At 36.1% G+C, this 25,262-nt stretch carries 25 protein-coding genes, 1 pseudogene and 2 other annotated features; of the genes and pseudogenes, 4 read left to right on the forward strand and 22 right to left on the reverse strand.

All coding sequences use genetic code 11. The annotated features are described in order from the left end of the window. Positions 1–44: 44 nt before the first annotated feature. Positions 45–473: pseudogene (locus BGI23_RS22065) on the reverse strand (sigma-70 family RNA polymerase sigma factor); the annotation flags it as partial. A 143-nt stretch (positions 474–616) separates the two neighbouring features. Here BGI23_RS22065 and BGI23_RS22070 point away from each other — a divergent pair. Both BGI23_RS22070 and BGI23_RS22075 read left to right on the forward strand, forming a co-directional pair. Further along, on the forward strand, positions 617–988 hold the full coding sequence (locus BGI23_RS22070; protein ID WP_070806935.1) for a DNA-binding protein: 372 nt from the start codon (positions 617–619) through the stop codon (positions 986–988). Between the two features lie 37 nt (positions 989–1,025). Next, on the forward strand, positions 1,026–1,382 hold the full coding sequence (locus tag BGI23_RS22075; protein WP_041184146.1) for a hypothetical protein: 357 nt from the start codon (positions 1,026–1,028) through the stop codon (positions 1,380–1,382). A 23-nt stretch (positions 1,383–1,405) separates the two neighbouring features. Here BGI23_RS22075 and BGI23_RS22080 read toward each other — a convergent pair whose 3' ends face one another. Further along, on the reverse strand, positions 1,406–3,205 hold the full coding sequence (locus BGI23_RS22080) for a DHA2 family efflux MFS transporter permease subunit (RefSeq protein WP_044790624.1): 1,800 nt from the start codon (positions 3,203–3,205) through the stop codon (positions 1,406–1,408). 12 nt (positions 3,206–3,217) lie between these two features. Next, on the reverse strand, positions 3,218–3,871 hold the full coding sequence (locus tag BGI23_RS22085) for an HlyD family secretion protein (protein WP_001071403.1): 654 nt from the start codon (positions 3,869–3,871) through the stop codon (positions 3,218–3,220). A gap of 297 nt (positions 3,872–4,168) precedes the next feature. Here BGI23_RS22085 and BGI23_RS22090 point away from each other — a divergent pair, with 297 nt between their 5' ends. After that, positions 4,169–4,786 (forward strand): TetR/AcrR family transcriptional regulator, encoded by a 618-nt coding sequence (locus tag BGI23_RS22090; protein WP_000023667.1) that lies wholly within the window; start codon positions 4,169–4,171, stop codon positions 4,784–4,786. A 40-nt stretch (positions 4,787–4,826) separates the two neighbouring features. Here BGI23_RS22090 and BGI23_RS22095 read toward each other — a convergent pair whose 3' ends face one another. From BGI23_RS22095 to BGI23_RS22185, 19 genes are all read right to left on the reverse strand, one after another. Beyond that, complete coding sequence (locus tag BGI23_RS22095) at positions 4,827–5,912, reverse strand: M42 family metallopeptidase (protein ID WP_000163568.1); 1,086 nt, start codon at positions 5,910–5,912, stop codon at positions 4,827–4,829. 69 nt (positions 5,913–5,981) lie between these two features. Further along, the gene (locus BGI23_RS22100) at positions 5,982–6,473 is read right to left on the reverse strand and encodes a dUTP diphosphatase (protein ID WP_000365050.1); all 492 of its coding nucleotides are present in this window, start codon (positions 6,471–6,473) and stop codon (positions 5,982–5,984) included. 470 nt (positions 6,474–6,943) lie between these two features. After that, positions 6,944–7,300 (reverse strand): 50S ribosomal protein L20, encoded by a 357-nt coding sequence (gene rplT / locus BGI23_RS22105; RefSeq protein ID WP_001138362.1) that lies wholly within the window; start codon positions 7,298–7,300, stop codon positions 6,944–6,946. 37 nt (positions 7,301–7,337) lie between these two features. Further along, a complete protein-coding gene (gene rpmI, locus BGI23_RS22110) occupies positions 7,338–7,538 on the reverse strand; it encodes a 50S ribosomal protein L35 (protein WP_001125945.1) in 201 nt (66 codons plus the stop codon). A 21-nt stretch (positions 7,539–7,559) separates the two neighbouring features. After that, positions 7,560–8,063 (reverse strand): translation initiation factor IF-3, encoded by a 504-nt coding sequence (gene infC, locus BGI23_RS22115; RefSeq protein ID WP_000973214.1) that lies wholly within the window; start codon positions 8,061–8,063, stop codon positions 7,560–7,562. A 62-nt stretch (positions 8,064–8,125) separates the two neighbouring features. Next, positions 8,126–8,246, reverse strand: a sequence feature (ribosomal protein L20 leader region). Positions 8,247–8,456: 210 nt separating this feature from the next. Continuing rightward, entirely contained in the window at positions 8,457–10,394 is a 1,938-nt protein-coding gene (thrS, locus tag BGI23_RS22120; RefSeq protein ID WP_000786083.1) for a threonine--tRNA ligase, read from the reverse strand. A gap of 47 nt (positions 10,395–10,441) precedes the next feature. Continuing rightward, positions 10,442–10,670 (reverse strand) — a binding site (T-box leader). Positions 10,671–10,701: 31 nt separating this feature from the next. Continuing rightward, entirely contained in the window at positions 10,702–11,583 is an 882-nt protein-coding gene (gene ytxC, locus BGI23_RS22125; RefSeq protein ID WP_000569618.1) for a putative sporulation protein YtxC, read from the reverse strand. Positions 11,584–11,861: 278 nt separating this feature from the next. Beyond that, entirely contained in the window at positions 11,862–12,800 is a 939-nt protein-coding gene (gene dnaI, locus BGI23_RS22130) for a primosomal protein DnaI (protein WP_000400101.1), read from the reverse strand. A gap of 33 nt (positions 12,801–12,833) precedes the next feature. Next, positions 12,834–14,240 carry a replication initiation and membrane attachment family protein gene (locus tag BGI23_RS22135; protein WP_000415053.1) on the reverse strand — a complete coding sequence of 469 codons (1,407 nt, stop codon included), beginning with the start codon at positions 14,238–14,240 and terminating at the stop codon, positions 12,834–12,836. A 126-nt stretch (positions 14,241–14,366) separates the two neighbouring features. Then, entirely contained in the window at positions 14,367–14,828 is a 462-nt protein-coding gene (nrdR, locus tag BGI23_RS22140; protein ID WP_001203687.1) for a transcriptional regulator NrdR, read from the reverse strand. Positions 14,829–15,113: 285 nt separating this feature from the next. Further along, positions 15,114–15,497, reverse strand: a complete 384-nt coding sequence (speD, locus tag BGI23_RS22145; RefSeq protein WP_002003660.1) for an adenosylmethionine decarboxylase — start codon at positions 15,495–15,497, stop codon at positions 15,114–15,116. A 387-nt stretch (positions 15,498–15,884) separates the two neighbouring features. After that, a complete protein-coding gene (locus BGI23_RS22150) occupies positions 15,885–16,913 on the reverse strand; it encodes a glyceraldehyde-3-phosphate dehydrogenase (RefSeq protein ID WP_000198972.1) in 1,029 nt (342 codons plus the stop codon). Positions 16,914–17,022: 109 nt separating this feature from the next. Next, complete coding sequence (coaE, locus tag BGI23_RS22155) at positions 17,023–17,625, reverse strand: dephospho-CoA kinase (RefSeq protein ID WP_070806936.1); 603 nt, start codon at positions 17,623–17,625, stop codon at positions 17,023–17,025. A 53-nt stretch (positions 17,626–17,678) separates the two neighbouring features. Then, on the reverse strand, positions 17,679–18,311 hold the full coding sequence (ytaF, locus tag BGI23_RS22160; RefSeq protein ID WP_070806937.1) for a sporulation membrane protein YtaF: 633 nt from the start codon (positions 18,309–18,311) through the stop codon (positions 17,679–17,681). Between the two features lie 72 nt (positions 18,312–18,383). Then, positions 18,384–19,214, reverse strand: coding sequence for a DNA-formamidopyrimidine glycosylase (gene mutM / locus BGI23_RS22165; protein WP_044790627.1), 831 nt, complete (start codon positions 19,212–19,214; stop codon positions 18,384–18,386). Positions 19,215–19,226: 12 nt separating this feature from the next. Continuing rightward, positions 19,227–21,860 (reverse strand): DNA polymerase I, encoded by a 2,634-nt coding sequence (polA, locus tag BGI23_RS22170; RefSeq protein ID WP_000412811.1) that lies wholly within the window; start codon positions 21,858–21,860, stop codon positions 19,227–19,229. Between the two features lie 285 nt (positions 21,861–22,145). Next, entirely contained in the window at positions 22,146–23,909 is a 1,764-nt protein-coding gene (gene phoR, locus BGI23_RS22175) for a sensory box histidine kinase PhoR (RefSeq protein ID WP_070806938.1), read from the reverse strand. Continuing rightward, positions 23,902–24,621, reverse strand: coding sequence for a two-component system response regulator PhoP (gene phoP / locus BGI23_RS22180; protein WP_001065225.1), 720 nt, complete (start codon positions 24,619–24,621; stop codon positions 23,902–23,904). The genes phoR and phoP overlap by 8 nt, the downstream gene beginning before the upstream one ends. A gap of 148 nt (positions 24,622–24,769) precedes the next feature. Beyond that, positions 24,770–25,006: a hypothetical protein gene (locus tag BGI23_RS22185; RefSeq protein ID WP_070806939.1), complete on the reverse strand. Its 237-nt coding sequence runs from the start codon at positions 25,004–25,006 to the stop codon at positions 24,770–24,772. Positions 25,007–25,107: 101 nt separating this feature from the next. On the opposite strand from BGI23_RS22185, the gene BGI23_RS28785 reads away from it, so the two are divergent. Continuing rightward, entirely contained in the window at positions 25,108–25,239 is a 132-nt protein-coding gene (locus BGI23_RS28785; RefSeq protein WP_001241581.1) for a hypothetical protein, read from the forward strand. The last annotated feature ends 23 nt before the right edge of the window (positions 25,240–25,262 follow it).

Raw genomic sequence — 25,262 nt, forward strand, 5'->3', positions numbered from 1 at the left:
TATCATCACGATACCTCTCTTTACTCTTTTATAACAACTTCAAACTCTTCTTCCACATAATGCTTCATAAAGATTTCTTTATCTTTCTTCTTTAAATGATTTAATATATGTTCCATATCATTACTAATTTCTCTTTTAGTAGTATCGGTATGTACCGCTATTTCATCTATTTGATCTATTCCTTTTTCATTTACTGTCTTCGTATATTTTCTCGCATAATCGATAGATCTATATTTTGTAATAGCTGCAATCCAATTTTTTAGCGTATTTTTCTCTTCATCATACTTTTCAATATGATTCCAAATTGCCAATAACACATCATCCATACATTCCTCTTGCACATCTCCAAACGAAGCTACATGCTTCTGAATAATACTTTTTATTAGTCCGCTGTACTGCTCGATAATAAAATATAATGCTTTTTTGTCCCTTTTCCTTAGCTGATTCACAACATTTTCTTCTGTAATTTTCATACATCTCCTCCTCTCTCATGCTCTACATCTATTAATTCGTATCGGTACTACTCATTTCTATCAATTTATACATATTTATTAATAATATCCAAAATAAACCTCATGTAGTAAAATATAACTGATTACACAGAAGGAGATTATATATGTTGAGCTTACTTTGGATTGTTTATATGCCACTTCTTGTTTTATGCGGATTTTTCGGTGGTATTTTTTTAATTGTTATTAGCGTGAAACACCGTAAATTATTTGTCGGTTTAATGGGACTACTTAGCTTTTCCTTTGTCACACTACCTTTTGTTTTTTGGGGCATGGGAGTGGAGAGCAATACAATCATCCCTATTTCCACTACTTTATATTGGATACTGTTTTCTTTAACTGGATTATTAGCAGGGTTAAGTGGATTACAAGCCAAAATTAAAAGTATACGTAATATGGGATTCATTATTTTTACCGCTGGAATATTAGGGGTTATTTTCTGGGTGCTCATGTCTGTAGGTGATTCATTCTATATATAACATTTTTTGAAACCCAAAAATCGGAGGTAATACAGAAGTGTTCGGAATATTAACTTGGATGATTTTAGCTCTTACTTTCATGTTATGCGAATTCATCGTCGGCATTTTTTTAATTATTGCTGGCATGAAACATCGGAAATCACTTACCACTATAGCTGGTTTCATTAGCATATTACTTATCGTTGTTCCTATCTTTTGTATAGGTTCTGGAATAGATTTAGAAGGGATGGTTCCAATTTCGGGAACTTTATATTGGTGCTTCTTCTCTTTAGCTGGACTATTAGCTATTATAAGCGGCAGACACATATCGAGTATTCGTTCTATGGGGACGATTTTGTTTATAGCAGGGCTTTGCTCCGTAGCTGGTTATCAGCTTTTATATGTAACTGCATAAAGAACACAAAAAAAGCAGGGAATTTAATTCCCTGCTTTTCTATTTGGTTTATTGCCTGATGGTAAGAAGAACGATAATACCCAAGCAATACCTGCAAGTATCGTTGCAATTAAGAAGGCATCGTTAATACCGTTAATTGCAGATAGCTTTGAAATTTGTCCATATAATAATTGCGTGCTCATCGCATCTCCTGCTTGCGCTGATCCAGCTAAGGCCGCTAAGCTTTGCCCCATGCCGTGTACTTTATCAACTAAAATTGGATTTGAAGTTGTTAACATGTTGCCGTAATCTGCTACGTGAGCAGTCGTTTGTTGCGTCATAAGTGTAATTAAAATCGCTGTTCCGATTGAACCCGCTACTTGTCTTGACGTATTTTGCGTTGCTGTACCGTGAGAAATTAATTTCATCGGCAGCGCGTTCATACCAGCCGTCATAATTGGCATCATAATGAATGACATACCAATTGAACGTATAATATAATCCGTCATAATAACGCTATACGGTGTATCCATCGATAATTTTGTAAATTCATATGTCGCATACGTCGTAATTGCCAATCCAATTATCGCTAATGGACGAATGCCATATTTATCGAATAATTTACCCGCTACTGGTCCCATGATCCCCATAATTAATGATCCTGGAAGAAGTAGTAAACCAGATTCAATTGGCGTGAAGCCACGAATGTTTTGCAGATATACCGGAAGTAATAACATACCTCCGAATAATGCCATTGTAACAATTGCGTTAATTACTAAAGTGAAAGTAAATACTGGATATTTAAATACTTGTAAATCAAGCATTTTATTGTCCGTTGTTAACTCTCTCCAAATAAATAACGCTAAACCAATTACACCGATAATAAGTGAAATAACAACTTCTGCACTAGTCCAACTATTATTTCCAGCTTCACTAAATCCGTACAATAAGCTTCCTAGTCCAATACTTGAACTAACCACACCGAATATATCTAATTTCGTTTTAGACACTGGCTGAGCTAGTGTAAAGAATTTTAAAGATAGGAACGTAATAATTAAACCGATAATAAACATCGCATAGAACATTAAGTTCCAGCTGTAATTTTCAATTACCCAACCTGTTACAGTTGGTCCGATAGCTGGTGCTAAAATCATTGCTACGCCTAGTAATCCCATCGCTGCTCCGCGCTTATGAGGCGGGAATAGTGTCATGAAGATATTCATACCAACCGGCATTAAAATACCCGCACCAACCGCTTGAATAACACGGCCCGTCATCATCATCGTAAAGTTTCCTGAAGTAGCACAAATGATAGATCCTACCGTAAAGAATAACATTGCTGCTACGAATAATTTACGATACGTAAATCGTGAAACTAAAAAGGCACTAATCGGTACTAAAATACCATTTACAAGCATGAAACCTGTAATTAACCATTGTGCTGTTGAAGTTGATACGTTAAATTCATTCATTAACGGAGGTAATGCAACGTTAATGATTGTTTGGTTTAAAATAGAAACGAACATGCCGAGAATTAATACAGCTACAACTGCTTTTACGTTCACATTCTCTACAGGCGTAGACATTTGTTTTTTCGGCACTTCTTTTTCTTCTTTTACTTCTTCTTGCTTTCCTGTTTCTAACTCAACTACATTAGAAATTTCCGGTTCTTGCTTTCGTTCAATTTCTTTCTCTTCTGTTTCAACTTTACTTACTTCTATTTTACTTACGGCTGGGACTTGTTCTTCTCCCATTTTCGTTTTTTTCTTTCGTAAAAGACGATTTACAAGGAAGAAGACGATTATACAAAATAGTGCATATCCTGCAATTACAATTGAGGACATCTCATCTCCCCCTTACTTATGAATACGAACTGTCACATTCATGCCAGGAACAATATTTACTGATTTGCTATGATCTAAAGAAATTTTAACTGGTACTACTTGTGTTACTTTCGTATAGTTCGCTGTTGCGTTGCTTGATGGTAACATAGAGAATGTGTTCGCTGTTGTTAATCCAACTTGCTCTACTTTTCCTGATAACGTTGTATCTGGGTATGCATCTACATACACATCTACGTCTTGACCTTTTTGTACATCGTCAACATCTGTTTCTTCAATGTTTGCCGTTACCCATAAATTGTTCATATCAAATGCATAAGCGATCGGGCTACCTGCTCCAACGAAAGCATTTGTCGTCGCGTTTGATTGTACAACCGTTGCATTTTGTGGAATTGTTACATCTACTGTTTGTTCTCCATTTGCTGCCGCTACAGTAACAGCACCTAATTTATCGTTCTCATTGTAGTTCTTACCTACTTCAGCTTTCCAGTCAGTTAATTTACCTGCTACTGGTGATGCAATCGGAATTACCTTTCCATCAATTTTTGCATTGTCTGTTTTCAAGTAATTTTCCGCTTGATTGTAATAGTAATAACCGCCAATACCGCCGCCAACTAGTACAATTAATGTGATAATGTTGATAATCACCATTCTTCGAAACTGATTCATTGCATTCCTCTCCTTATATCGCATATAATTTTTTTCTAAACTATTTACGTCCTTATTGTTTAGACTATTTAATTGTTAATTATATTAACTTTTAAACAAAAAAATCACACCATCTGCGGTGTAAATCGAAATTTATCTACCTGCGAGCGGTGCTGATTTCTGAAGGACTATCGTTTATAATTATAAATAATTATTTTAAATCTACAACCGACAATTTACGTATGAAATGTCGCTTAAACAACAATATAATACCAATATGTTGCTTAAGTATAGAAAATTAAACGAGGGGAAATAAAAATGTCTATTAAAAATACAAATGATCCACGTGTAAAACGGACGAGACAACTCATACAGGATGCTTTTGTCGCTTTAGTAGGCGAAAAAGGGTTTGAAAATGTAACTGTTCAACATATTGCAGAACGTGCTCCTGTAAATCGTGCTACGTTTTATAGCCATTACCACGATAAATATGACTTATTGGACAAAAGCATTGAAGAAATGTTAGAGAAGCTAACAGAAGTCATTAAACCGAAAAATAGAAATAAAGAAGATTTTCAACTTGCATTTGATTCACCACATCCAAGTTTTTTGGCCTTGTTCGAACATATTGCAGAAAATGCGAACTTCTATAACGTCATGCTTGGTGATAAAGCTGCCGGAAACTATACGTATAAGATGATGAAAGCAATTCAAACACATTTAACATTAAGCCTCTCTATTTCACAACCTAACGATGAAAAACTAATGGTTCCGCGTGATATTCTCATTAGTTATGTTACTGGTGCCCACCTCGGGATGATTATGTCATGGCTAAAAAGAGGGATGATATATACCCCGCATTTTATGGCCATGCAATTAACTCGCTTAATCATTTTAGGTGCTCATACTGCAGCGGGATTAGAACGACCTTTTTAAAATATAAAAAAGCGAAGGAGAGGCTCCTTCGCTTTTTCTATTAATTAAATGTAATGTTATGTACAGCCTCTTTATCAAGACGTTTAATAACTTCTACAATTAACTTCACTGCATTTTCATAGTCATCACGGTGTAACATTGCCGCATGAGAATGAATGTAGCGCGTCGCAATCGTAATTGCCATAGACGGAATACCATTTACAGCAATATGAATTGCACCTGCATCCGTTCCACCGCCCGCTACTGAATCATATTGGTATGGAATTTGTAATTCATCAGCAACATCAACTACAAAGTCACGTAAACCTGTATGACCAATAACAGAAGCATCATATAAAATGATCTGTGGTCCATCACCCATTTTACTTTGTGCTTCTTTTGACGTTACCCCCGGTGTGTCACCAGCAATACCAACATCTACTGCGAATGCGATATCTGGTTTAATATAGTTTGCAGATGTTTTCGCACCACGAAGACCGACTTCTTCTTGTACAGTCCCTACGCCATATACAACGTTTGGATGCTTTTCATCTTTTAATTGTTTTAATACGTCAATTGCAATTGCACAACCAATTCGGTTATCCCATGCTTTTGCAAGTAACATTTTTTCATTCTTCATCACTTGGAATTCAAAGTAAGGTACAACTTGATCTCCTGGTCGTACGCCCCACTCCATTGCTTCTTCTTGGCTAGAAGCACCAATATCAATGAACATGTCTTTAATTTCAACTGGCTTTTTACGCGCTTCTGGAGGTAAGATATGCGGTGGTTTTGAACCGATAACACCTGTTACATCTCCTTTACGCGTTACAATTGTTACGCGCTGTGCAAGCATAACTTGTGACCACCAGCCACCAACCGTTTGGAAACGAAGGAAACCTTTGTCATCGATTTGTGTAATCATAAATCCAACTTCATCTAAATGACCTGCAACCATAATTTTCGGGCCGTTTTCTTCCCCTACTTTTTTCGCAACTAAACTTCCTAAATTATCAGTAGAAAGTTCGTCCGCAAACGGCTCAATATATTTCTTCATTACTTCGCGTGGTTCACGCTCGTTACCCGCAATACCACGTGCATCTGTTAATTCTTTTAGCATTGTCAATGTCTCGTCTAATTTTGTCATTGCCAACACCCTCCTTTTTCTTCAGTCACTTCATTATACAAAAGGAAATTGAAATATTCAAAAATTAACTTAGTATCCTTGTGTTTGACGCTGATGATTTACTTCGTTTTTATCTAAATATGCCTTTTCAATCTCTTCTTGTTCAAACTCAAGTGCTTGTCCAAGTCGAAGGTAGCTTGTAAATAATTCAATATAGTTCGTAATAGATGGTTGATCTGTAAAACGAATCACCTTCGCATATGTGTCTAAGAAAATTTCTACTTGTGTTTTATTCGTCTGTGCACACTTATAGAATAAGAAGTTTTTATCAATACCTAAATCAATTCCGATTGATAAAATAAAATGTAAACCATCTACGTATTCTTCTAGTATGACTTCACGTTCTGATGCTGGTTTGTTGCTCCAATATTTAAAACAACGTGTTTCATTTGCAAGTTCTCCAATTTCTACAAGAAGAGCTAACATTTTCTCTTTTAACAATTTTTTCGGTTGTAAGTCATGTTCTTTCGCAATACGGTCATCTAATTCTTTTTGTAATTTAAATAGTTGTAGTAAGTCCACTCTATTGTCCTCCTCCAACATCGCATTTTACGCAACAATGTTGTTTCATCTCAAAGTTCATTATTATTTTTCGTTTCTTATTAATAAGTCAGCCATTTACCTCTTTACAAAATAGCTTGTCCTTAATTTACAAATACGTTTCAATCATCACGATTAGATTGCTTACTCCAATTGGTGATAGTTAATAATTATCCAGGAATTGCCCACTAATAAAAATATTATTTTATCTGATGAAAGTTCCATATCATCTTTCCATTATAGCAGTGTCGTTTCAGGTAGGAAAGATACTCTTCTTTCCAGAGGATGATAATTAAAAGAAGCCAGGAGGATTCTCCTGACTTCATATGCATATTCTTCTATATTGCTATAACTTTTATATTGATTTTGTCATATCGATAACGACACACTTCTCTTTGCATACAAATAAAAAAACCTTAGAAGAAAAATCTTCTAAGGTTTCAACTAATTAATTAGTTAATGTTGTTTTTTGCAACTGTTGCTAATTCAGCGAAAGCTTTTTCGTCATGAACAGCTAAGTCAGCAAGCATCTTGCGGTTAACTTCGATGCCAGCATTTTTAAGACCGTGCATTAAGCGGCTGTAAGAAAGACCATTCATACGAGCTGCTGCATTGATACGTGTAATCCATAATTTACGGAAGTCACGTTTCTTTTGACGGCGGTCACGGAATGCATACATTAGAGATTTCATAACCTGTTGGTTAGCAACCTTGAATAATGTATTTTTTGAACCGTAGTAACCTTTTGCTAATTTAATTACTTTTTTACGACGTTGACGAGTAACTGTACCACCTTTTACTCTTGGCATAATATTACCTCCTAATTGTTCTATATATCAGCCGAACTTATTTTAAGTTGTCAAGCATTTGACGAATGCGTTTGAAGTCACCAGCGCTTACTACACCAGCTTTACGTAGTTTACGTTTAGCTTTTGTAGATTTGTTAGCGAATAAATGGCTTGTGTAAGCGTGAGAACGTTTCAGTTTACCTGATCCAGTCTTTTTGAAACGCTTTGCAGCGCCGCGATGAGTTTTTTGTTTAGGCATAGGTATTTCCTCCTCTATCTATTACTTATCGTTTTTCGGTGCTAAAACTAAGAACATACTGCGTCCTTCCATTTTAGGCTTAGATTCGATTGTACTAACTTCAGCACAAGCTTCTGAGAAGCGATCTAAAACACGTTGACCGATTTCTTTATGAGTAATGGCACGTCCTTTAAAGCGAATTGACGCTTTAACCTTGTCGCCTTTCTCTAAAAACTTGATAGCATTACGAAGTTTTGTGTTAAAGTCGTGTTCATCAATTGTTGGACTTAAACGAACTTCTTTCATGCTAATTACTTTTTGATTTTTGCGCTGTTCTTTTTCTTTCTTCTGTTGCTCAAAGCGGAATTTACCGTAGTCCATAATGCGGCATACTGGCGGTTTCGCATTTGGAGCAACTAATACTAAATCAAGATTAAGATTTGCAGCTAAGTCTAAAGCGTCATTACGAGACTTGATTCCAAGTTGATCGCCATTTGCACCAACTAAACGTACTTCACGTGCACGAATTTGCTCGTTAATCATCATATCCTTGCTAATAGTAAGCCACCTCCAAGGTTTTCTCAGAACATAGTTTGTAGTCATAGAACCCGACAAAAAAAGTGCGGGCATACGACACCCACACTTGTAAAATCTTAAGTAAGAAATACATTTACCTGTAAACTGCGAATGCGTCCATCAGGTGAGAAGCGGGTGCTTCTACTTGTTCCACAAAACAATATTCTATTATCCTTGATGAGTTTATCATAGGACATGACGTCTGTCAAGAAGACGCGATGTGTTTTACTAACAACAAGAAATATTGTAACAAACAACTAACATACTTGCAATACTTTTTTACGATAAGTGTTACATGGTTTTTTTTTCTAATTTCCCTTACTCATATTACATAGAAAAGCCGCGGTATACCGCGGCTTTTTCTTATCGTTTTCCTTCTACTTTAATCATATCAACAAAAGCATCTAATGCAATTGTTTCTGATTTTTGTTCACCGTATTTACGTACGTTTACGCCGTTTTCAGTTACTTCATTGTCACCTACTACAAGCATGTACGGAATTTTTTGCATTTGTGCTTCACGGATTTTGTAACCAATTTTCTCTTCACGAGTATCTAATTCAACACGGATACCAGCACGGCGTAATTCGTCTTGTACTTTCTTCGCATAGTCTAAATGTACTTGCGGAGAAACTGGAATTACTTGTACTTGAACTGGAGCTAACCAAGTTGGGAATGCACCTTTGTATTCTTCAATTAAGAAGGCTACGAAACGTTCCATAGTAGATACAACACCACGGTGAATTACAACTGGACGATGTTGTTTACCGTCTTCACCGACGTAAGATAGTTCAAAGCGTTCTGGAAGTAAGAAGTCTAATTGTACAGTTGAAAGTGTTTCGTCTTTTCCAAGAGCAGTACGAACTTGAACGTCAAGTTTTGGACCGTAGAATGCCGCTTCACCTTCAGCTTCATAGTAATCAAGACCCATTTCATCCATAGCTTCTTTTAACATACCTTGTGCTTTTTCCCACATCTCATCATCAGCATAGTACTTTTTAGTATCTGCTGGGTCGCGATAAGATAGACGGAATGAGTAGTTCTCTAAACCGAAATCTTTGTACACTTCTAGAGTTAAGTTTACAACACGTTTTAATTCTTCTTTAATTTGATCTGGGCGTACGAAAATGTGCGCATCGTTTAAAGTCATTCCGCGTACACGTTGTAATCCAGATAACGCACCTGACATTTCATAGCGGTGCATTGTTCCAAGTTCCGCAATACGGATTGGTAATTCACGGTAGCTGTGAATATCGTTTTTATAAACCATCATGTGGTGAGGGCAGTTCATCGGACGAAGAACTAACTCTTCATTATCCATTTCCATTGATGGGAACATACCATCACGGTAGTGGTTCCAGTGACCAGAAGTTTCATAAAGCTCTCTGCTTCCTAGTACTGGAGTGTATACGTGATCATAGCCTAAGCTTGCTTCTTTATCAACGATGTAACGCTCGATAATGCGGCGGATTGTTGCACCCTTTGGTAACCAAAGTGGTAAACCTTGTCCTACTTTTTGGCTATTAGTAAATAGTTTTAATTCTTTACCTAATTTACGGTGATCGCGCTCTTTCGCTTCTTCAAGCATGCGTAAGTGCTCATCTAATTCTGCTTTCTTAACGAATGCAGTACCGTAAATACGTTGTAGCATTTTATTATTGCTATCACCGCGCCAGTAAGCACCCGCAACGCTTAATAATTTAAATACTTTAATTTTCCCTGTAGATGGAAGGTGAACACCACGGCAAAGGTCGAAGAATTCGCCTTGCTCATAGATTGAAATAACTGCATCTTCTGGAAGATCGTTAATTAAATCTAATTTTAACTCATCGCCGATTTCTTCAAAACGGCGAATTGCTTCTGCACGTGGTACTTCATGACGAACGATTTCTAAGTTCTCGTTCACAATTTTTTGCATTTCTTTTTCGATTTTCTTGAAGTCTTCAACTGTAATTGCTTCTTCCATATCAATATCGTAGTAGAAGCCATTTTCAATTACTGGACCAATACCAAGCTCAACCTTAACATCTTTATATAAACGTTTTAACGCTTGTGCTAAAAGGTGAGCTGTTGAGTGGCGTAAAATATATAAGCCATCTTCAGAATCTAATGTAATGATAGAAACTGCACCATCTTCTTCGATTGGTGTAACAAGATCAATCATCTCATCATTTAATTTTCCAGCCACAGCTTTTTTCTTTAAGCCTGGGCTAATAGAAGCTGCAATTTCTTCAGTTGTTACGCCTTTTGGAAACTCCTTCACAGCTCCATCAGGGAAAGTAATTTTAACTACATCTGCCATCACTGGTCACTCCTCTTTTTCTCAAAATAAAAAACACTCATCCCGTAAAAAGGGACGAGTGTTGAATTCGTGGTTCCACCCTTGTTCCAATTAACATAATTGTTAATTGCTCAAGTTCAACATAACGGTGTTGTCCGTTAGCAATTACTAGAAAAACCGTTCACTGCTAAAGTTTAGAGGTGGTAAGTAATAATCCCGTACTAGGAAGCTCACACCCTAAGGCTTCCCTCTCTGAAAATCGTAGAAAACTACTCATGTCCTCATCATGACATTTCAATATATTTCATTTATGTAGGTAATTATATGCTCAAAAACTTAGAAAATCAAGGGCGTTACCTTTATTTTTTAAATTTTTCACATTGCGCTCAAACTCATGTAATCCATGTAATTGTACCCGTTCTTGAAATACATTTCGCAAAGTAATAATCATATTATGGTCTTGTTCTTTCGTATATAAATAAATTTTTTTCGGCGAAATAGAAAGAAGTGGTGCAATTACTTTCGTATCAATATATACATCCTTTTGTTTTAATAAGTCTTCATCTATATATTGAACCAATTTCTCTTGTTTTAAACGTCTACCTTTATCATCATAGAAAATAAAACTTTCATCAAAAATAAGATGTACACATGACAAACGTGATTTCCGGCTACGAACTTGCTGCCGAAGCGTTTCAATAAACATTTGATATTCTTGTTCCAACTTATACTCATCAATCGCCACTTCAGCAAGCTTAGCTACCATTTCCCTATATGTACGAAGACGAAAACGAACATATGATGAAAACGAGAATGAAAGTGGATCACAAAGCCAGTTATTTAAAGAGGATTTAATATATGATTCAAATGTGTGACGTGTTAATTCACGAGCAATTCCTTTTCTTCTTCCTTTTAAAATCTCTTGTGCCATATGCAATATTTGATGGCACTCTTCCTCTTCTTCATAAAAAAACTTCTCTTTTAAGATTGTATATATCCACTCATTTTGTTTCACATTCACAATGAAATATACCATTACTGGCAATAAAATCTTTTCAATATAATTTGATTCACATACTGGTATGTGAATCACCACTTTTTGTTCCTGTAAATACACACTCGTTTCCTTATATAACAGTTCCGCTCTTTTCAGTAGTTGTCTATATACGTGCATAGCATCATTTTTTTCTTCGAAGCAAATTTCAATCACTTTTGTCCCCCCTTTTATCCCTGCTCTAAAGGACTGTATCTATACGTTACAAATCCTATAAGAGTCCGTCCCGCGTGAAAGTTCACTCTTAGTAGAATTACATTTCTTATCGTTAGAAAATCCACTCGATATGGCTTGCTAATTTTATATATATTAAGGGAGGGAGAAAAAAATGATACAAGCTACTAGGAATTTTCAATACGAACTTTTCATTTTATAATTCGGCTACTTTAAAAAGCGTTTAACTACAAAAAAGAGCAAGCTTCTCAGCTTACTCTTTACTTATGACGACGGTTTTTCCCGCCAATCGGAATTGGTTTCGCTAAATATTTAATTCGCTCCATAATACGAGCTGCTTTCATTTCTTCCGCTTCACCGCGCTGCGTATATGTTAAATGATGTTCTAGCTGTTTAAAATCAAAGTTAGACGTAAAGAACGTCGGTAAGTTTTCTAACATACGGAATTGCAAAATTGCACCAAGTACATCATCACGTACAAAGCTTGACATCGCTTCTGCTCCAATATCATCTAACATTAAAACTTGTACGCGTTTTACTGCATCAATCTTTTCCCCAATCGAATTATCTTGAATCGAACTTTTAATTTCACGTAGAAATTCAGGGAAGTATACAAGCATCGAACTTATTTTCTTTCGAGCAAGCTCATTCGCAATTGCTCCTAACAAATACGTTTTCCCTACACCAAATTTACCGTACAAATATAAACCTTGTACTTTTTTACCAGGTTCATATGTACTTAAAAACTCATTAGCTGCACCAATTGCATCAATACGCGCATCTAAATCTGAAGGGTCTAAATTTTCCATCGTTGCTTGTAAAATATCAGTTGGCATATATACACTTTGAACGAGCTTTTCATATTTCTTCCTCTCGTCATATGCTACTTTTCTAACGCAACGATCATATTGAATATCAATCATCTTCCCTTGGATAACGAGCTTTGGCTCATATCCTTGCAGCATGTTTTTACACGAACCTAGATCCGGACAATCCGCGCAACCTACACTTTGTCCAATATATTCGTATAATTTCACAAGACTGCGTTCAATCATAGACGTTGTTACTTCCCCTTTATGTTCGTCTATAAATTCTTTCACACGCGGATGTGCCATTACTTCCGCCTTTAATACTTCATATCTATTTTTAAAATTTTCATTTTCCATTAACTTTGCAAATGAATTTTGAATATGCTCCATTTTCTCACCTCAAAGAGCGTTCATTCTCTTCTATTAATCACGCTTATATTTTTTTAACACTTCTTCTAATCGTTTTCGTTCGTCCTCTAACGTACTTGCACCTTTTTCAGCATTTACATCTTTTTTCACAGTTTCTTTCTCTTGTTCTTTCGGCTCTTCTTTCAGCCAATCTGGTACCATTTCTTTTCGTACTGTTTTCTTCGACGTACGACCTTTCTTCTTCGTCTCAGCCCATTCTTGATATTGACGATTTTCTTCTTTCGCTAATGCCATCGCTTCAGCTACTGTACCGACCTTTTTACGTGCCCAATGTCCAGCAATCTTCTCCACATACGTTTTCGCAAGTTTCATATCTGAGCGTAGCATAACGTAATAAATAAGTACATTCACAACACCTGGTGTTAACTTTTGATTCATCATTACATCTTCAACGATTTGCAAGTCAGCCTTCGTTGCCTCTGCACCGCCAGAGATTTCTTTCAATAGTTGTTTTGGTGAGATTTCCTCTAACTGTTTGATTAACATCTCTTCTTGCGATGAAGGCTCTTTTTCTTTCATCATACGTGCAGCGTGAGGCTGTACTCTTTCACTTAATACAGGTAACGCTTGGCCGTTTTCGAACTGATACCAATCACGTGCTCCTTTTCTAAGCCTTTCGATATCAATTGTCTGCATCTCTGTCACCGCACCAAGAACGATATTTTGCATCGATAACACATCTACATCATACACGTAAGCAAGCGTAATGACACATTCTCGCACTTGATCTGTAATCGCCTTTTTAGGGACAAGAGCGGATAAGCCATCTACAAATAAAGAGAAATCAAAGAAATCATTCCAAACTTTTGGAGCGTCTCCCTTTTCATTACTTGGCATAGCTGTCGTTTTTGGAATACGAAGGTCTTCTTGCGCATGCTCAAGCTGTCCTGGATTAAACGAACCAAACACATCATTAAAAGAACGCGTAACATTTTCATACGATACAAAATCAAATTCTTCTTCTAAGAAATATTGTTTTACTTGATTATATTTTGTCCGACTCAATCGATTGTATAAAAAGATACTTAAAACAATATCATCAAAAAACTGCTTCGGAGATAAAGGTGGTTGCAGCTCATATATAAACATTCGAATATCTTTTTCTTTCTTAATATATACTTTCAAAAGCCCAATTGCCTCTAACTTTACTCGTTCTTCATACACTTCGGGAAGTTGCATTTGCATGGTCACCATAAGGGAATGATGCGTATTCTCTTTTCCAAACACACGATCTTGTTCTAACTCTCCCCATAGCGTCATGTACAAGCTAAAAGCTCTACTACCTATTAACGGCTGATATAACATCGTTAACACTTTTCGGTCGTAATTATGCAGTAACCCTTTCGCACTTACTTTATAACGATCAATCGGCAATAGCTCCATCCATGACTGTTTTTCCATTCTTGCTTTCCTTTCTCTCATCCAATCTTCACTATATAATTTATTAGCGAAAAAGAGCTATTAGCTTTCGCTTCTAGCTCTCTTATCTCATTACTTACGGTATGTAAAGAGAATACGATACAGATGCTACTCTCTTTCTTTTTGCAGTATATCTTTTAATTCTTCAATAAATACATTTAAATCTTTAAATTGGCGATATACAGAAGCAAAACGCACGTAAGCAACATCATCGATATCACGCAGTTCTTCCATAACAATTTCACCAATCATATCACTCTTCACTTCTGATATACCTAAATTACGAAGTTCACGTTCCACACTTTGAGTTACTTCTTCTAATTGTCTTAAAGATACTGGTCTTTTTTCGCACGCTTTAATTAAGCCACGTAAAATCTTTTCTTTATTAAACTCTTCTCGTGTTCCTTCTTTTTTTACAACGATAAGAGGTGACTCTTCCACTCTTTCAAATGTCGTAAAGCGGCTTAAACAGCTTTCACACTCTCTCCTTCTTCGAATAGAGCGCCCCTCGTCTACCGGACGCGAATCTAACACTCTTGTACCATTATGAGAACAGGATGGACAACGCAATATATTCACTCCTTTACACTATACTCTTTATTTTTTCTCTACTTACTTCATCTGACAATATATATACATTATTATATAACTCATTTTAACTCTCTTACCACTTTAAGTTTAAACGCATTAGGTTATCATCTCGTTTTCAAAAATAAGATAGTAGATAGGGCGTTAACTCATTCGTAAGAGCTCCATTTATTTAACTAACGAGTACGTTATATTTTCCCTTTTTTATAAACTAAAAAAGAGGTGCATTATACACCTCTTTACATTTTAAATCAATTATGTTCTTTTTTAAAGAGCTTTTGTTTCTCTCTGCTTAATTTCGAAGCTACCAGTGCCTCGAGGAAGCTCGATGCTCTCACGCGTTTTCGCGTTTAAACCTTCTGCAATATATTCTGCAGCAACATTTGGATCAATACGATCCCCACAAGTATAAACATCAATACTTGCGTAACCGTGCTCCGGAAAGCTATGAATTGTTAAATGTGATTCCGAGATAATTACTACTCCACTTACACCTTGTGGTGCAAATTTATGGAAAGCAACCTCACGCACTTCAGCACCAGCTCTTAGTGCTGCATCCACAAATAATTGTTCAATATACGGCATGTCATTAAGCTTGTCGAAATCGCAATCCCAAAGTTCAGCGATCACGTGACGACCCATCGTATCCATAGTATCCATTCTACAGTTCCCCCTTGTAAATTTATTCTAACTGTTCGAATTGAAAACTAATTTGCAATTTGGCTTGCTCCACTACCACGGGGGAAAGTTAGTCCAGAGAGGTCCTAACCCTTTAAGTAGTGACTACGTACCTCAGCTCTTAAGTTTACGAGTGTTAGTATACTTTGTTTATTTTCATTTTGCAACAACAGTTTTTTCGATTTTCTGTCATATTTTCCTCTTTACTTTTCCCTAAAAAAAATAAATGATTCACGAATGCAGTAATCCCAACACTTCGTGGTATGTCCACTTCTAAAAATATACTTATATAATTTTTTTCCTTTTCAGAAAAAAATAAAAAAAAGAGGGCAAATATTCACTTGCCCTCTCCTTATTCACTTAAATATGTTGCACATTTTCTTGTTTCGCTAATTCATCCACAACTAACGTTACAAGATCTACAACACGACGAGAGTAGCCCCACTCGTTATCATACCAAGCAAGTACTTTTACTTTACGATCACCCATTACCATTGTAGATAAACCATCGATAATAGCTGAGTGTGTATTTGTATTAAAGTCAATAGATACTAAAGGCTCTTCGCTGAATTCTACAATGCCTTTTAACGCACCGTTTGCAACAGTTTTGAATGCATCGTTAATAGCTTCAACTGTTACATCACGTTTTACATCTACTACTAAGTCAACAAGAGACACGTTTGGTGTTGGTACACGAAGTGCCATACCATGAAGTTTTCCATTTAAATGTGGAAGAACTTTTGCTAGCGCTTTCGCAGCACCTGTCGTTGTCGGAATAATTGATTGTCCGCAAGCACGTGCTCTTCTTAAATCTTTATGTGGGTTATCAATATTTTTTTGGTCATTTGTATAAGCGTGAACTGTCGTCATTAAACCGTTTTCAATTCCAAACTGCTCATCTAACACCTTCACAACAGGCGCTAAACAGTTTGTTGTACAAGATGCATTTGAAATAACAGTATGTTTTGTAATATCTAATTGGTCTTCGTTCACACCTACTACAATTGTTACATCTTCATTTTTACCAGGCGCTGTTAAAATAACTTTTTTCGCTCCAGCTTCAACGTGAAGAATTGCTTTTTCTTTTGAATTAAATTTACCAGTTGCTTCAATTACAACTTCAACACCTAAATCTGTCCAAGGCAATTCCTTTGGATCGCGGTTGTTTAAAAGGCGAATCATTTTCCCATCAACTAATAAGTGATCTTCAAATGCTTCTACTGTTCCGTCAAACTTGCCGTGAACTGTATCATATTTAATTAAATGTGCTAACGTTTCAGATGGATAGCTTGCATTGATTGCTACAATTTCGAATGCGCTTTCTTTTATTGCCTGACGAAATACCATTCTCCCAATACGTCCAAATCCATTAATTGCCACACGAGTCATAATATGTTATCCCCCTTGAATGCGTTATACTATTTATCTCCAATCCCAATAATAGTATAACACAAAAAGGAGATATGTCACTAAGCATTTTCATTAATTTCACAATTTTTTAGTCAATAATGTTCCAATTCTTTAAAATGACCTCCAATTGTGTTTTCGTTCCCATAATTGTGCCATCATTATTTATCACTTCATCTGCACGTTTCACTTTTTCTTCTAACGGCATTTGAGATTGAATACGAGCTGTTGCTTCTTCTTCTGAAAAATTATTTCGCTTCATTAAACGTTCTAATTGCGTACGTGGCTTAACTGCTACAACTAAAACGCGGTCAACGAGACTTGTTAATTTACTTTCAAATAAGAGAGGAATATCTAACACAACCGCTTGCATACCTTCTTTTATGTACATTTCCTTTTGCCTATTCATTTCCTCACGCACTGCAGGATGAACAATTTTGTTTAACTGCAATCGTTTCTCTTCATTATAAAAAACGACACTTCCTAATTTCGGCCGATCCAGTTCCCCATCTTCTTGTAATACTTCCGTTCCAAACACTTCTACAATTTTGTTATATGCTGGCTTTCCTCGTTCTACAACTTCTCGTGCAATAATATCTGCATCAATAACTGGTATATTTAGCTCGCGAAACATTTGAGATACTGTACTTTTTCCGCTTGCAATACCTCCCGTTAATCCAATTACTACTGTCATCATATAATCCTCCTCATAATAAAAGGCGCGAAACTAATGTTCCACGCCCGTACTTACATTTTCCAAATTCCAATAATAATGAGTAATACCCCAGGCAGGAATGTAAATTTTTGCAACCATTTCATATTTGATAAAACCGTTCCAAGTTTCATTCCAATAAATAAAAACAAAGAACTCATCACTGCAACTAATATCGCCATCATAGCGGGTGCATACCCTAATAAAGATGCACCAATTCCAGCACCAAATGAATCTACAGAAAGAGCGATACCAAGAAGTAACGCTTCTCCTGCAGAAATGGTGCCTGATTTATCGAAATCTGCTACAGTCGGTTTCCGTAAAATTTGAATGACTAACCCAAGCGAGGCAATCTCTAATTTCCATACCTTCTCCTCTTGCTTCGGTTCTTCTCTTTTCTCACTTCGGAAAAATTGGTATAATACCCAAATTCCTATTCCAATAAGAACAAGCCCACCGATACGCGTTGCGATAACAGGTGAAAATACTTTCGCGATCATATGTCCAATTCCCATTGAAACAAGCATAACAGCGGCTGAACACATTCCGATAATTACAATTGATCTTAGTGGAATTCTTACGCTTCTTAAACCATATGTTAGCCCTACACTACAGCTATCTAAGCTTAATGTAAAAGCTAATAAAATAAGAGATAAATAAAGGTACATCGGTAAGCTCCTCCCTTATACATAGCTCTGCTGTATGTATATGACAAATGCCTATCCGATGTTATCTCTTTTCTATATTCTTGGCTGACAAATTGGGCAGTAATGCGTTCCTCTTCCACCAACAACTGTTTTTTCTAATATCGTACCGCAAGTCACACACGGTTCTCCTTTTTTTCCATATACATTTAGCAGTTCTTGGAATGAGCCAATTTGCCCTTGTGAGTTGATATACGTTCGAATTGTACTTCCGCCACGCTTCACTGCTTCGCCTAACGTTGTAACAGTCGCCTCATAAATTCGCTCAATTTCTTCTGCTGTTAAAGATGATGCTTCTCGTTCTGGATGAATTTGAGAACGGAATAAAACTTCATCTACATATATATTTCCAAGTCCTACTAAAAGACGCTGGTCTAATAATACAACTTTTATTTTACGCTTTGTCTTTTGCAATCTCTCTTGTAAATACTGTGGTGTCAATTCAGCATCAAATGGCTCCGGACCTAAGTCAGCAAGAGGCATTTGATTCATTTCCTCACCTTTTTTAAAGAGATGCATCGTACCAAACTTTCTCACATCTTTATAATGTAATTCAGTTCCATCTGTAAATAAGAAACGGACGTGCGTATGCTTATCAATTGGCTCATCCTCTTGATGCAGTAAAAACTTACCTTCCATACGCAAATGTGAAACAATGACATAATTTGTTACATATAAAAGCAAAAACTTTCCCCTTCGCTTTATATTTTCAATCGTCTCGCCTTTTAGCATTTCTTTAAAGATTTCTGCATCATCCGGTCGTTTCACGATTTTGGGATAAGTAACAATAACATCTTCAATCGTTTTTCCTGTTACAAGATTTTCAAGTGTCCGTCTGACGTTTTCAACCTCTGGTAATTCAGGCATTTCATCACTTCCTTATTTTGCGTCGTACCAAGTTGGACCGTAAGAATAATCAACTTTCAACGGAACTGCGAGTTCAATTGCATGCTCCATTACTTCTGGTACAAGCTTCTCTAATTTTTCAATTTCTTCTTTTGGTGCTTCAAATATTAATTCATCGTGTACTTGCAATAGAAGACGCGCTTGTAATCCTTCTTCTTCTAAACGATCTGCCATAATAATCATCGCTTTTTTAATAATATCTGCTGCAGTACCTTGAATTGGTGTATTCATAGCTGTACGCTCAGCAAAGCTACGCAAGTTAAAATTACGACTCGTAATTTCCGGAATGTAACGGCGGCGATTTAATAATGTAGCTACATATCCTTTTTGTTTCGCATCTTTTACGATGTCATCCATGTATTCTTGTACACCAGGGAAACTTTCTAAATACTTTTCAATAAATTCCGCTGCTGCTTTTCTTGTAATTCCTAAGTTTTGTGAAAGACCATAATCACTAATACCATACACAATTCCGAAGTTAACAGCTTTCGCTTGTCGTCTCATATTTGAAGTTACTTCATCTTTTTCAACGCCAAATACATCCATAGCTGTTTTTGTATGAATATCCATATCATGTTGGAACGCTTCAACTAGCCCTTTATCATTGGCAATATGAGCTAATACACGAAGTTCAATTTGTGAATAATCTGCCGCGTACATAATCCATCCTTCTTCTGATGGAACGAATGCCTGACGAATCTTTCTTCCTTCTTCTAGTCGAATCGGGATATTTTGTAAGTTTGGATCCGTTGAACTTAATCGGCCTGTTTGCGTTAATACTTGATTGAAACGAGTATGGATTTTAGATGAATCTTCATGTACAACTTTTAATAACCCTTCAATATAAGTTGAATTTAGTTTCCCTAATTGACGGTAATGTAAAATGTTTGGAATAATTTCATGGTGATCCATCAGCTTGTCTAGTACATCAGCTGACGTAGAATAACCTGTTTTCGTCTTCTTAATAACCGGTAAGTTTAAGTTCTCAAACAGAATCACACCAAGCTGCTTCGGTGAATTAATATTAAATTCTGTTCCCGCCAGCTTATAAATTTCCTGTTCCATTTCCTTTAATCTACCTGCAAGTTCTTCTCCCATATTACGAAGACGTTCTGTATCAACTTTTACACCTTTTACTTCCATATCAGCTAATACACGTGCAAGTGGTAATTCTAACTCTGTAAACAGTTCATATTGCTCATTCTTTTCTAACTCTTCAACGAATGTTTGCTTCACATCATATAATACATGCACTTTACGAGCTACATGCTCCGCTACTATCTCTAACTCTGGAACAGCACGCTTCGCACCTTTTCCGTAAACTTCTTCATCAGATTTCACAGCATGCGTTTCTTTCATTTTCGCTACAGTACGGAAATCTTTATCTGTATCAGCCGGATCAAGTAAGTAAGCAGCGATTAATAGATCAAAGTCAATCCCTTGCATATCTATACCGTTCCATTTCAGCGCAACGATCGCACGCTTCGCATCAAATGTATACTTTCTCATTTCTCCATCTGCAAGCCACTCTTTAAAAGCATCTGATTTAAGTGCAATGTCTGTCTGAATAAAGTAACATCCGTTTTCATTTTGAATACCGAAACCTTGAATATCTGCTTTATGATAATTATCTTCTTGTACTTCAACGATAAGCGCACTATCTTGTTGAAGCATTTCTTCTGTAACTTCTTCCACAATATCAAATGTAATATCATCTAATTCAGCTGGAGCCGTTTCTTCTGGCGTAACACCTAATTTATTTAAAAGAGATGTGAATCCTAAATTCTCGAACATTGGAATGACATCACTTGCTTCATACCCTTTATACTCCATATCATCCACATGCACTGTAATCGGCGCGTCTGTAATAATGGTTGCAAGATCTTTACTCATAAGAGCTTGGTCTTTATTTGCTTCCAGCTTTTCTTTTAATTTCTTCCCGCTTACTTGATCTATATTTTCATACACTTCTTCAACCGTTCCAAACTGTGTTAACAATTTAATCGCAGTTTTTTCACCAACTCCTGGTACACCTGGAATATTATCTGATTGGTCTCCCATTAAACCTTTCATATCGATAATTTGCTTTGGTGATAAGCTGTATTTTTCAAATAAAGCTTCTTTCGTATATTCGTCTACTTCCGTAATCCCTTTTCGAGGAATACATACAAGCGTGTTATCAGAAACAAGTTGAAGTAAGTCTTTATCTCCTGAAATAACTTTTACACTAGCTCCTTGTTCACTCGCTTCTTTCGCTAGCGTTCCCATAATGTCATCCGCTTCATAATTTTCTAATTCATAACGCGGTACATTGAATGCATCAAGCATCTCACGAATAAATGGGAATTGCTCTGATAACTCAGGCGGAGTCTTTTGACGTCCTCCTTTATACTCACTATATGTTTTATGACGGAATGTCGTTTTCCCAGCATCAAATGCTACTAACATATGCGTCGGTTTTTCTTCCTCTAATATTCTCATTAACATCATTGTAAAACCGTAAATTGCGTTCGTATGTATACCTTTGTCGTTATTTAAAAGCGGTAGTGCAAAGAAAGCACGATACGCGATATTATTACCATCTACTAATACGACCTTTTTTTCCAAATCAGAAACCTCCCCATACAAATTTGAAATGATTTTTTTCACAGAAAAAAACCGTTTCTTTCCTCTCTCTATATTAACATGACTAATAGAGAGAAGAAAAATAACGGTTATTTTCTTTCATATATAAAACAGACTTATATTGGCATAAAGGGAAGTGACGAGAATAGCTTAACTATTCTCGTCCCAAATTACTCCTTGGATGAAGGGGTTTTCATGTATTATATTAACAGAGCTTTATTAATATTTAATTAAGCCATTGTTAATATATTGTAAACATCCTTCATCCTATTTTTCAGTTGCTGATTTTGGTAAAACAACTGTAAACGTTGTCCCTTCTCCTACTTCACTATCCACTGTAATCGTACCGTGATGGGCCTCGACTAAATGCTTTACGATTGATAATCCAAGACCTGTACCACCAGTATTTCTACTTCTCGCTTTATCAACTCGGTAAAAGCGTTCGAAAATACGCGGAATTTCATCTTTACTAATACCAATTCCAGTATCCGATACTTTTATATAAGCATTATATTTATCTTCTGCTAATTCTACAGAAACAACGCCTCCAGCCGGTGTATATACGATTGCGTTATTCATTAAATTAATAAAGATTTGCTGCAAACGACTTGGATCTCCAATGACAGAGACACGTTTTAATGCATTTACTTGTAAAGAGATTTCTTTTTCTCCCGCTTTATTATCAAGCACCATATGAATATCTTCAAGAAGTCCCTTCATATCAACGGTACCCATATTCAATTTAAATCCTTGTTGCTCAATCTTTGATAAATCTAATAAATCTTCAATTAATCCTTGCATACGTTCACTTTCTTTTAAAATAATGTGCAAGAAATGTTCGCAGAATTTTTTATTATCCATAGCACCGTCTAAAAGTGTTTCTGAAAAACCTTTAATAGAAGTAATCGGCGTTTTTAGTTCATGGGAAACATTCGCTAAAAAGTCTTTTCTCATTTGTTCTAACTTTTTCAGCTCAGTAATGTCATGGAATACAAGGACAATCCCTTTCCATTCATGGTTCGTCCCGATAATCGGTGCTCCATATACCTCGAAATGCTTTCGCTCAATTCCAAGTGGCAATAACATTTGTTTGCGCACTTTCACTTCTGTCATAAAGATTTCTTCCACAAGCTCTATAATTTCCGGATGATGAAACGACTCATAATATAAACGATTTAAATATTCTTCATCTGTGACGTGGAAAGTTTCCTTATACGAACGGTTTACAAGGTTGATATAACCGCGGCTATCAATTAAAATCATTCCACTTCCCATATTTTCAATTAACGTATGCAGACGATCTTGTTGCATTTCTTGCTCAAGTGTCATCTCTTGTAAATTACGAGCTAAAATATTAATCGCTTTACTTAACATTCCCGTTTCATCCGAATGACTTTCATAAGCGCGTGCTTTATAATTACCCTTCGCTAATTCGATGGCAACTTTCGTAACGGACTCAATCGGCCTAATATATTGCCCTGTAATTTTCATACCTAAAAATACGACTACAAGACACGCAATAACAAATCCGATAATTAATAATCCCCACGTTTTTTGATGAACGTCTTTCAAAGGCTCAATTGTGCTCTTCACCAAAATGTATCCTTGTTTCCCTGCTACATCTTGCACGAACACCGCATGGTAAAATTCATTATTTTGATCTGTTTCTTTCGTAATGACTTTATTTCTTTGTTTCGTTGTTTCAGAGGAAAGTTCTTTTATTATCCCTTGGCTAAAAGCAGACGGTTCTCCCCCGCTATATTGAACTTTCTTTTTCTCATCTACAAAGGCAATAGAAGCCTGAATTTTTTCTTCTAGCTTTTTAAATATATATGGATTTTTTAAAACATCATCAAAACCTTGTTCTTCTGCTAATACCGCAACATACTCTGTCTCTTTTACCATTCTCTCTTTCGCATGATCTATATAATAGTTTTCAAACACGGTTTCCAGCAATAAACCGAGTCCGACTAAAATAAAAACAATAAGAGAAACAAATGTAAAAAGAAGCCTGGAACGAAATTTATTCATCCCCTTTTGGCTCCTCTAATTTATATCCTAAACCACGTATCGTTTTAATGTACGTCGGTTTTTTCGTATTTTGTTCAATTTTATCGCGCAAATGGCTAATATGAACGTCAACAATTCGTGTATCACCAGCGAAATCATAATTCCATACAGCACTTAATAATTGATCACGCGTTAATACGCGACTTTTATTTTTCGCAAGATAAACAAGTAGTTCAAATTCTTTTGGTGTTAATTCAAGCTTTCTTCCTTGGAAATAAGCCTCATAAAACTCCGGTAAAATTTTAAGTTCAGCAATTGTAATGCTCTCTTCATCTGACGATTCTGTAACTTGCTCTTCTTGTTGTAATTTCGTACGGCGTAAAATCGCCTTCACACGCGCAACAACTTCCCTTGGGCTAAATGGCTTCGTCATATAATCATCCGCCCCAAGTTCAAGACCTAGCACCTTATCAAACTCATCATCTTTTGCTGTCAACATTAAAATCGGCGTCATAACGCGCTGCAATCGTAATTCTTTACATACTTCCATACCATCCATTTTTGGAAGCATTAAATCTAATATAATTAAATCTGGACGTTCTGTTGTCGCTTTTTGAAGCGCCATTTCTCCATCCATCGCTGTTATCACTTCAAAACCAGCTTGTTGTAAATTAAATTCGATTAAAGTTAAGATAAACTCCTCATCATCAACTACTAAAATACGATTGTTCATTCTTTTCCTCCAAGTTATAGACTTGAAACCTTCTTCATCCTAGTATTTTCCCCGTTATTCTCATCATACTAGAAAACAAGGTCCCTCTCAATATAATTGTCTATTCATGGATTCGGATTGTTCTATTGTTATTACTCATTCACTCCAATTAACGTGTTGTTATCCATACTTTATATACATCTATATTTTCATTCCATTCTACTTCTGTATGAATATTGAATTCTTGATTTTGCGCTAGAAAAAGCGAAAGAGCATACGCTATTTTATAGTCCCGCGTTTCATATCCACCAAATACTCTTCCATACATTTCATTCGCGATCCCGTCTGCCCACACTTCAGCCTCTCTCATCGTTTCAAAGATAACGTCTTCTCTCTTCCATCTCATCTTAAAAAACCACTCCTTCAATTGACTTTAATTATCAAATCACTATATAGTAAATATTGTTAATCCGAAAATCCTAATATAAAAGATAAGGAGACTCTATTATGCGACTAGTGCTACCTATTCTATCTTTAATAGTAACGTGCATTCTTACATTCAACGCCCCAAGCTGGGACACGATTAAAACAGGTTGTTCTGATTTCGCCGAAGGATTCACACAAGGATTCTTCAACTAAAAATAGCGCTAGCTCCTTATAAA

It is taken from the genome of Bacillus sp. ABP14, from assembly GCF_001831375.1.
GTDB classification, from domain to species: Bacteria; Bacillota; Bacilli; order Bacillales; family Bacillaceae_G; genus Bacillus_A; species Bacillus_A paranthracis.

What these genes read in the sequence shown, in the direction of transcription:
- BGI23_RS22135 (WP_000415053.1), bottom strand. Translation starts at nt 14,240, where the DNA reads ATGGAAAAACAGTCATGGATGGAGCTATTGCCGATTGATCGTTATAAA.
- speD (WP_002003660.1), bottom strand. Translation starts at nt 15,497, where the DNA reads ATGGATACGATGGGTCGTCACGTGATCGCTGAACTTTGGGATTGCGAT.
- BGI23_RS22080 (WP_044790624.1), bottom strand. Translation starts at nt 3,205, where the DNA reads ATGTCCTCAATTGTAATTGCAGGATATGCACTATTTTGTATAATCGTC.
- mutM (WP_044790627.1), bottom strand. Translation starts at nt 19,214, where the DNA reads ATGCCTGAATTACCAGAGGTTGAAAACGTCAGACGGACACTTGAAAAT.
- BGI23_RS22085 (WP_001071403.1), bottom strand. Translation starts at nt 3,871, where the DNA reads ATGAATCAGTTTCGAAGAATGGTGATTATCAACATTATCACATTAATT.
- phoR (WP_070806938.1), bottom strand. Translation starts at nt 23,909, where the DNA reads ATGAATAAATTTCGTTCCAGGCTTCTTTTTACATTTGTTTCTCTTATT.
- rplT (WP_001138362.1), bottom strand. Translation starts at nt 7,300, where the DNA reads ATGCCAAGAGTAAAAGGTGGTACAGTTACTCGTCAACGTCGTAAAAAA.
- BGI23_RS22095 (WP_000163568.1), bottom strand. Translation starts at nt 5,912, where the DNA reads ATGACAAAATTAGACGAGACATTGACAATGCTAAAAGAATTAACAGAT.
- BGI23_RS22070 (WP_070806935.1), top strand. Translation starts at nt 617, where the DNA reads ATGTTGAGCTTACTTTGGATTGTTTATATGCCACTTCTTGTTTTATGC.
- phoP (WP_001065225.1), bottom strand. Translation starts at nt 24,621, where the DNA reads ATGAACAATCGTATTTTAGTAGTTGATGATGAGGAGTTTATCTTAACT.
- BGI23_RS28785 (WP_001241581.1), top strand. Translation starts at nt 25,108, where the DNA reads ATGCGACTAGTGCTACCTATTCTATCTTTAATAGTAACGTGCATTCTT.
- BGI23_RS22090 (WP_000023667.1), top strand. Translation starts at nt 4,169, where the DNA reads ATGTCTATTAAAAATACAAATGATCCACGTGTAAAACGGACGAGACAA.
- BGI23_RS22185 (WP_070806939.1), bottom strand. Translation starts at nt 25,006, where the DNA reads ATGAGATGGAAGAGAGAAGACGTTATCTTTGAAACGATGAGAGAGGCT.
- dnaI (WP_000400101.1), bottom strand. Translation starts at nt 12,800, where the DNA reads ATGGAGCATATTCAAAATTCATTTGCAAAGTTAATGGAAAATGAAAAT.
- infC (WP_000973214.1), bottom strand. Translation starts at nt 8,063, where the DNA reads ATGATGATTAACGAGCAAATTCGTGCACGTGAAGTACGTTTAGTTGGT.
- coaE (WP_070806936.1), bottom strand. Translation starts at nt 17,625, where the DNA reads ATGACAGTAGTAATTGGATTAACGGGAGGTATTGCAAGCGGAAAAAGT.
- BGI23_RS22150 (WP_000198972.1), bottom strand. Translation starts at nt 16,913, where the DNA reads ATGACTCGTGTGGCAATTAATGGATTTGGACGTATTGGGAGAATGGTA.
- ytaF (WP_070806937.1), bottom strand. Translation starts at nt 18,311, where the DNA reads ATGTACCTTTATTTATCTCTTATTTTATTAGCTTTTACATTAAGCTTA.
- rpmI (WP_001125945.1), bottom strand. Translation starts at nt 7,538, where the DNA reads ATGCCTAAACAAAAAACTCATCGCGGCGCTGCAAAGCGTTTCAAAAAG.
- thrS (WP_000786083.1), bottom strand. Translation starts at nt 10,394, where the DNA reads ATGGCAGATGTAGTTAAAATTACTTTCCCTGATGGAGCTGTGAAGGAG.